This window comes from Cupriavidus sp. MPR-AND1C (assembly GCF_058809705.1).
Map to the genome: position 1 here is coordinate 24,531 of NZ_JBXASU010000086.1, position 6,172 is coordinate 30,702.

General features: G+C 67.4%; 7 protein-coding genes. 1 reads left to right on the forward strand and 6 read right to left on the reverse strand.

Annotation, left to right across the window (positions count from 1 at the left end; translation table 11 throughout):
• Nucleotides 1–70 precede the first annotated feature (70 nt).
• Nucleotides 71–745 (forward strand): histidine phosphatase family protein, encoded by a 675-nt coding sequence (locus AC1RWI_RS30800; protein WP_043343702.1) that lies wholly within the window; start codon nucleotides 71–73, stop codon nucleotides 743–745.
• A gap of 26 nt (nucleotides 746–771) precedes the next feature.
• On the opposite strand, the gene AC1RWI_RS30805 is transcribed toward AC1RWI_RS30800, so the two are convergent.
• From AC1RWI_RS30805 to ruvC, 6 genes are all read right to left on the reverse strand, one after another.
• Nucleotides 772–1,497: a queuosine precursor transporter gene (locus AC1RWI_RS30805; protein WP_492870203.1), complete on the reverse strand. Its 726-nt coding sequence runs from the start codon at nucleotides 1,495–1,497 to the stop codon at nucleotides 772–774.
• A gap of 127 nt (nucleotides 1,498–1,624) precedes the next feature.
• Nucleotides 1,625–2,209: a BPSL1445 family SYLF domain-containing lipoprotein gene (locus AC1RWI_RS30810; protein WP_043343710.1), complete on the reverse strand. Its 585-nt coding sequence runs from the start codon at nucleotides 2,207–2,209 to the stop codon at nucleotides 1,625–1,627.
• A gap of 175 nt (nucleotides 2,210–2,384) precedes the next feature.
• The gene (gene ruvB, locus AC1RWI_RS30815) at nucleotides 2,385–3,440 is read right to left on the reverse strand and encodes a Holliday junction branch migration DNA helicase RuvB (RefSeq protein ID WP_043343714.1); all 1,056 of its coding nucleotides are present in this window, start codon (nucleotides 3,438–3,440) and stop codon (nucleotides 2,385–2,387) included.
• 127 nt (nucleotides 3,441–3,567) lie between these two features.
• A complete protein-coding gene (gene ruvA, locus AC1RWI_RS30820; protein WP_006156399.1) occupies nucleotides 3,568–4,149 on the reverse strand; it encodes a Holliday junction branch migration protein RuvA in 582 nt (193 codons plus the stop codon).
• 166 nt (nucleotides 4,150–4,315) lie between these two features.
• A complete protein-coding gene (locus AC1RWI_RS30825; protein WP_492870204.1) occupies nucleotides 4,316–5,503 on the reverse strand; it encodes a glycerophosphodiester phosphodiesterase in 1,188 nt (395 codons plus the stop codon).
• Nucleotides 5,504–5,581: 78 nt separating this feature from the next.
• Nucleotides 5,582–6,127, reverse strand: a complete 546-nt coding sequence (gene ruvC, locus AC1RWI_RS30830; RefSeq protein ID WP_492870205.1) for a crossover junction endodeoxyribonuclease RuvC — start codon at nucleotides 6,125–6,127, stop codon at nucleotides 5,582–5,584.
• Between the last annotated feature and the right edge of the window lie 45 nt (nucleotides 6,128–6,172).

Below are 6,172 nucleotides of genomic sequence, written 5' to 3' on the forward strand. Positions count from 1 at the left end.
CAAGCGCTGCGCGCCAGGGGCGCCGCGACAGCACAGCGTAGCGCCGCCTAAATCGCCTCAAGGAAACGGCATGTCGCAATTGCCCGGGCCGCATTCGCTGGCCTTCACTCACCTGATCCTGATCCGCCACGGCGAGACCGCATGGAACCGCGAGCGGCGCCTGCAAGGCCAGCTCGACATCCCGCTCAACGCCACCGGCGTGGCGCAGGCGGATGCCCTGGCCCAGGCGCTGGCGGTCGAGCCGATCGATGCGGTCTACGCCAGCGACCTGTCGCGCGCGATGCGGACGGCGGCGCCGCTGGCCGAGGCGCTCGGACTGGCGGTGCGGCCCGATCCCCGCTTGCGCGAGCGCTGCTACGGCTCGCTCGAAGGCATGACGTACGCGGAAGTGGCCGAGCAGCTGCCCGAGGATTTCGCCAGGTGGCAAGCGCGCGTTCCCGACTACGCGCCCGATGGCGGCGAGTCCTTGCTGGCGTTTCATGAGCGCGCGGTGCAAGCCGCGCTGGCGCTCGGGCGCCGCCATCCCGGCGAGCGCATCGCCCTGGTGGCGCACGGCGGCGTGCTGGACTGCCTGTACCGCGAAGCCAACGACATGACGCTGGAGGCGCCGCGCCGGCACGAGCTGCTCAATGCCAGCATCAACCGGCTGCGCTGTGACAGCGTGCGGCTCACGGTCATGCAGTGGGCGGACGTGGGCCACCTGGAAGCGCTTACCCTCGACGAAGTCGACCGCAGGGTGCCCTGAGCCGCGCTGGGCGCGCCGGGCGCGTCTTACACCCGCAGGCGGAAGGGCGTGAAATCGGTATTGCGGTCGTAGTAGTCTTCGCGCTCGGCACGCTTGAGGAAGTTCACCACCTTGTAGGTGACCGGCGTCATCACCACTTCCCATGTGGTCTTGAGGATGTACTGGGCAATGGCGACCTGGATCACTTTCTCCAGCGGCCAGATGCCGTGGAAGGCGATCACGTAGAACAGCGAGGAATCAACCAACTCGCCGGCCAGCGTGGAGCCAATGGTGCGGGACCATAGCCAGCGGCCGTTGGTCCACAGCTTCATCTTGGCCAGCACATAGCTGTTGGTGAAGCTGCCGCAGCAGAACGCGATCAGCGAGCCCAGCGCGATGCGCCAGGTATTGCCGAAGACGTCTTCCAGGCTCTTTTGGTAATCGCTCATGAAGGGCGCCACCGGCATCTTCAGCACCACCAGGCTCATGAAGGTGGCGAACGCCAGCGCCGCGAATCCGGCCCAGACCACGCGGCGATCGCGCCCGTAGCCGTAGACCTCGGTCAGCACGTCCCCAAAAATATACGAAATCGGGAAGAACAGCACGCCCGCGCCGAAGGTCACCGGGCCGATCACCGGCAGCGTGACCTGGGCCGCCTTGGCTGCGCCGATCAGGTTGGAGCACAACAGGACCGTGACGAAAGCCACCATCACGAGATCGTAGAAACGATAGACGCGCCCGCTGTGGGCGGACGTGGCGCTTGACATGGTCATCGGGGTGTTCCAGGGGCGATTTTTTGGCGATTATGCCAGCCGCGCCGCCACCTTGCCCCGCCACACTGTAGACGAGCGCGCGCCTGGCCGGGTCGCCCCGGGCCAGGGCTGCCCGCGCGGGTTGCGGCTACATGTTCAGCTTGCTGATCTTTGAACCGTCGAGCGACACATCGAACATCAGCCCGGCATTGGTCTGCACAAAGCCGATCACCGGCTGCTGGCCGGTGATCGTATCGAGTTTGCCGTTGGCACCGATCTTGGCGAGCGCCACGCCGGCATCCGCACCGACCGTCCAGCCGCTGCTGTTGACGAATTTATCGTAGGCACCGGGGGTCATGAACATCAGCACCACCGACTTGGACTGGCCGCCCGCGGTTGCGCCGACCGAGGCCGAGGTGGTGCGGTAATAGCTCACCGCGGCGCCCTTGGAGCGCAACACGCCCTCGCCGTACTCGCCGCCGACCACCAGCCCCGCCGACAGCACTCGCGGGAACACGAGGATGCCCTGGGCGCGTGAGGCCAGCTCGCGCGAGCTGTCGACCGTGGTGAACAGCCGGTTGAGCGCGCCGTCGGCACCCGCGTCGATCTCCTTCCTCTTGGCCGCCGCGTCGGTTGGCACATAGGCGCCGGTGGTGGTGCAGCCAGCCGCGAACGCGGTGGACACGACCAGGCCTGAGCCCGCCAGCCGGGTGACAAAGTGGCGTCGATTCATGTGCTCTCTCCTGTCTGGGATCCGTTAGCCGGCCGTCGGGCATTTGCCGTCAGTTGTCGCCTTGCCTTGGCGGTCGGGGCAAAGTCATTGTGGACAAGGAGGGAGCAGCCAGCAATGCACGACAAAAGAATTGTCTGCGGGCCTCGAAACTACTTAATGCGCGTTTCGATGCCGCTCAGGCCGGGGCCGAATCGCTCTCGCCGGGCGCAGCCAGCCCGAAGTGCCGGTAGGCGGCGGCCGTGGCCATGCGGCCCCGCGGTGTGCGCTGCAGGTAGCCCTGCTGGATCAGGAAGGGCTCGAGCACGTCCTCGATGGTGTCGCGCTCTTCGCCGATGGCGGCAGCCAGGTTATCCACGCCCACCGGGCCGCCGCTGAACTTGAGCAGGATCGCTTCCAGCAGTTTGCGGTCCATCAGGTCGAAGCCGACCGCGTCCACGTCGAGCATGGCGAGCGCGGCGTCCGCGATGGTGCGAGTGATGTTTCCGTCCCCCTTGACCTCCGCAAAGTCGCGCACGCGGCGCAGCAGCCGGTTGGCGATCCGTGGCGTGCCGCGCGCGCGGCGGGCGATTTCCAGCGCGCCCAGCGGGTCGATGCGGGCACCCAGCAACTGGGCGGAGCGCGTGACGATGCGCGACAGTTCCTCGGCGGTGTAGAACTCCAGCCGCGCCACGATGCCGAAGCGGTCGCGCAGCGGGTTGGTCAGCATGCCCGCGCGGGTGGTGGCGCCGACCAGCGTGAAGGGTTGCAGGTCCAGTTTGACCGAGCGTGCGGCCGGGCCTTCGCCGATCATGATATCGATCTGGTAGTCCTCGAGTGCCGGGTACAGGATTTCCTCGACGACCGGAGATAGTCGGTGGATTTCGTCGATGAACAGGACGTCGTTGGCTTCCAGGTTGGTCAGAAGCGCCGCCAGGTCGCCCGGGCGCTCCAGCACCGGGCCGGAGGTCTGGCGCAGGTTGACGCCCATCTCGCGGGCGATGATGTGCGCCAGCGTGGTCTTGCCCAGCCCCGGCGGCCCGAACAGCAGTACGTGATCGAGCGCTTCGCGCCGGTTGCGCGCGGCGTGCATGAAGATGTCTAGCTGGCCGCGCACTTTTTCCTGGCCGACGTATTCGTCGAGCAGCTTGGGTCGCAGCGCCCGCTCGAAGGCCTCCTCGTTGGGGGAGACTGCGGTGGGGGCGATCACGCGATCGGCGCCCCGCTCGGTGGCTAGCTTGTCGGTTTCGATCATGTTACGGATGCGGGCAAAGTGGTTGGATTGTAGCCCTTCCGGGCGTGGCGCCGGCCGCGCGAGTCCTGCGCACGCCGCGCAGGCTCAGCGCCGGGAGCGTCCTTGGCCTGCCCGTGATCCGGCCGGGTCAACCTTTGGATAGCGATTTCAGCGCCATCTTGATGCCGTCGGACACGCCGGTGCCTGCGGGCACCGGCTTGATCGCCAACGCCGCCTCTTTCTCCGAGTAGCCGAGCGCAAGCAGCGCGTTGAGGATGTCGACGGCGTTGTCGTGCACCGGCGTGCTGCCGGGCGCTGCCCCAAGCTCGGCGCCCAGCTTGCCCTTGAGTTCGAGCAGCAGGCGCTCGGCGGTCTTCTTGCCGATGCCCGGCACGCGCGTCAGCCGTCCGGCTTCCTGCAGCGTGATGGCCTGCGCCAGCTCGCTGACTGACATGCCGGAGAGCACCGCCAGCGCCATGCGCGCGCCGATGCCGGTGATCTTGATCAGCTCGCGGAAGGTGTTGCGCTCGGTGGCGCTGCCAAAGCCGTACAGCAGGTGCGCGTCCTCGCGCACGATCTGCTGGGTCAGCAGGGTGACGGGATGGCCAACGGCGGGCAGGTTGTAGAAGGTGCTCATCGGCACGTCGATCTCGTAGCCGACGCCGTGGCAATCGACCAGCAGGTGCGGGGGATTTTTCTCGATGAGGGTGCCGGCGATGCGTCCGATCATGGTGTAGTGTCTGCAGCGAATTACGGCGCGCGCGCCGGGATGGGAAGGGAGTGCGGCGGCGGCCAGCGCGGGGAAGGGCCCGCCATCGCGAAGGCCGCCAGTGTAGCCCAGCGTACGGCGTACCGGCACGGCCGGGCCACATTGGCCATCGACTATCAGCTATCCGCTATTGGCCCAGCGTGTCCACCGCCTGGCGTCCCAGCGCGGGATCGTCGGTGAAAAAGCCATCGATGCCGGCGGCGAGGAAGGCTTGCACCTCGCGCACCATGCCGCTGGGGCTGCGCGTGGCATCGCCGCCGCCGGTGCGCAGGTTGCGCGGCAGGAAGGTGTTCTCAGGACGGAAGGTATAGGGATGGACCAGCAAGCCTGCCGCATGCGCGTTGCGCACCAGCGCGGTCGGCGTGCCGAGGTTGCCGTTGGCGTCGCGGGGCACCACGCTGGACTTCTCCGGGCCGATGCCGTTGGCGTAGCTGGCTACTTCGCGCAAGCCGATCGGCGTCATCATGTCGGCGTAGGTGCGGGTGTCGCCGGCCAGGCGCCAGTCGGCAGGCCGGTTCTTCGCGCCGCCCATCAATTGGATCAGCTTCACATTGGGCATGCCCTGGGCCAGGCGCTGGTGCATCTCGCGCAAGTTGCCGGTCTCGAAGGACTGCACGAACACCGGCGCGCTGCGCGTGTACGCATGGGCTTGCAGCGTGGCCACCAGCTTCTCCTCCAGCGGCAGGCCGATGCCGCGGAAATAGCTCGGATGCTTGGTTTCCGGGTACAGGCCGATCACGCGCCCGCTGTGTTGCGATGCCTTGGCCACCAGGTCGATGATTTCGTCGAAGGTGGGAATCTCGAACTTGTCGTTGTACTGGGTATTGGCCTTGCGCACCTGCGCGATACGCTCGCGCGCGCGCAGCGTCTTGAGCTCGGCCAGCGTGAAGTCTTCGGTGAACCAGCCATCCAGGCGTTCGCCGTCGATCACCTTGACGCGCTTGCGGCTGGCGAACTGGGGCAGCTCAGCCACGTTGGTCGTGGTGCCGATTTCGTTCTCGTGCCGGGCCACCAGTACGCCGTCGCGCGTCATCACCAGGTCGGGCTCCACCACGTCGGCACCGTCGTCGATGGCGCGTTGGTAGGACGCCAGCGTGTGCTCAGGGCGCAGCGCGCTAGCGCCGCGATGCCCGATCACCAGCGCCTTGGGCACGGCCGGAGCCGGGCCAGGGGCCGGGGCTGCCGGGCCTGTGGCCACGGGCGGCGGCGCCGCGCAGCCGGCGAGAACCGCGGCGGCCAGCGCGGACAACAGCGCCGGCAGGTGAGCGGGGCGGGGCGGATTCAAGGCGCGGAACGTGCGAGGCGAGCGGAGCATGCGGCATCCTTTGACGAGCGATTGCTCGATTGTAGGAGACCTGAAGGTGCAAGCGGCTGCTTGGCCGCCTGGGCTCGCTCAGCCGATCAGGCGCCCACGCCGCACCCGCATGCCCTTGCGCGCCAGGTCCGGGGCCAGGCCGGTCAGGGCGGCGAGCGTGTTGCTGCCATTGGCATGGCAGATTGCCATGCCCAGGGCATCCGCCGCGTCGGAACTGGGGCGTCCCGTCAGGCTCAACAGGCGCATCACCATTTCCTGCACCTGCTCCTTGTTGGCGCGGCCATAGCCGACCACCGCCACCTTCAACTGAAGTGCCGTGTACTCGAACACCGGCAGGCCATGCGTGACCAGCCCGCAGATCGCCGCGCCGCGGGCCTGGCCCAGCAGTAGCGTGGATTGTGGGTTGACGTTGACGAACACCTTCTCGATTGCGGCGCAATCGGGCGCGTAGGTGCGGGTGACTTCGCTGATGCCGTCGAAGAGGGTTTTCAGCCTTGCCGGCAGGCCGCTGTCGCCGTCGCTCTTGATGGTGCCGGAGGCGATGTAGGTTAGCTTGTTGCCGTGCTTTTCCAGCACGCCGAAGCCGGTTGTACGCAGGCCGGGGTCGATGCCGAGGATACGCATGGGGGTTGGGCTCGGCTTTTAATGGGTGATGGGGGGATTGTAACG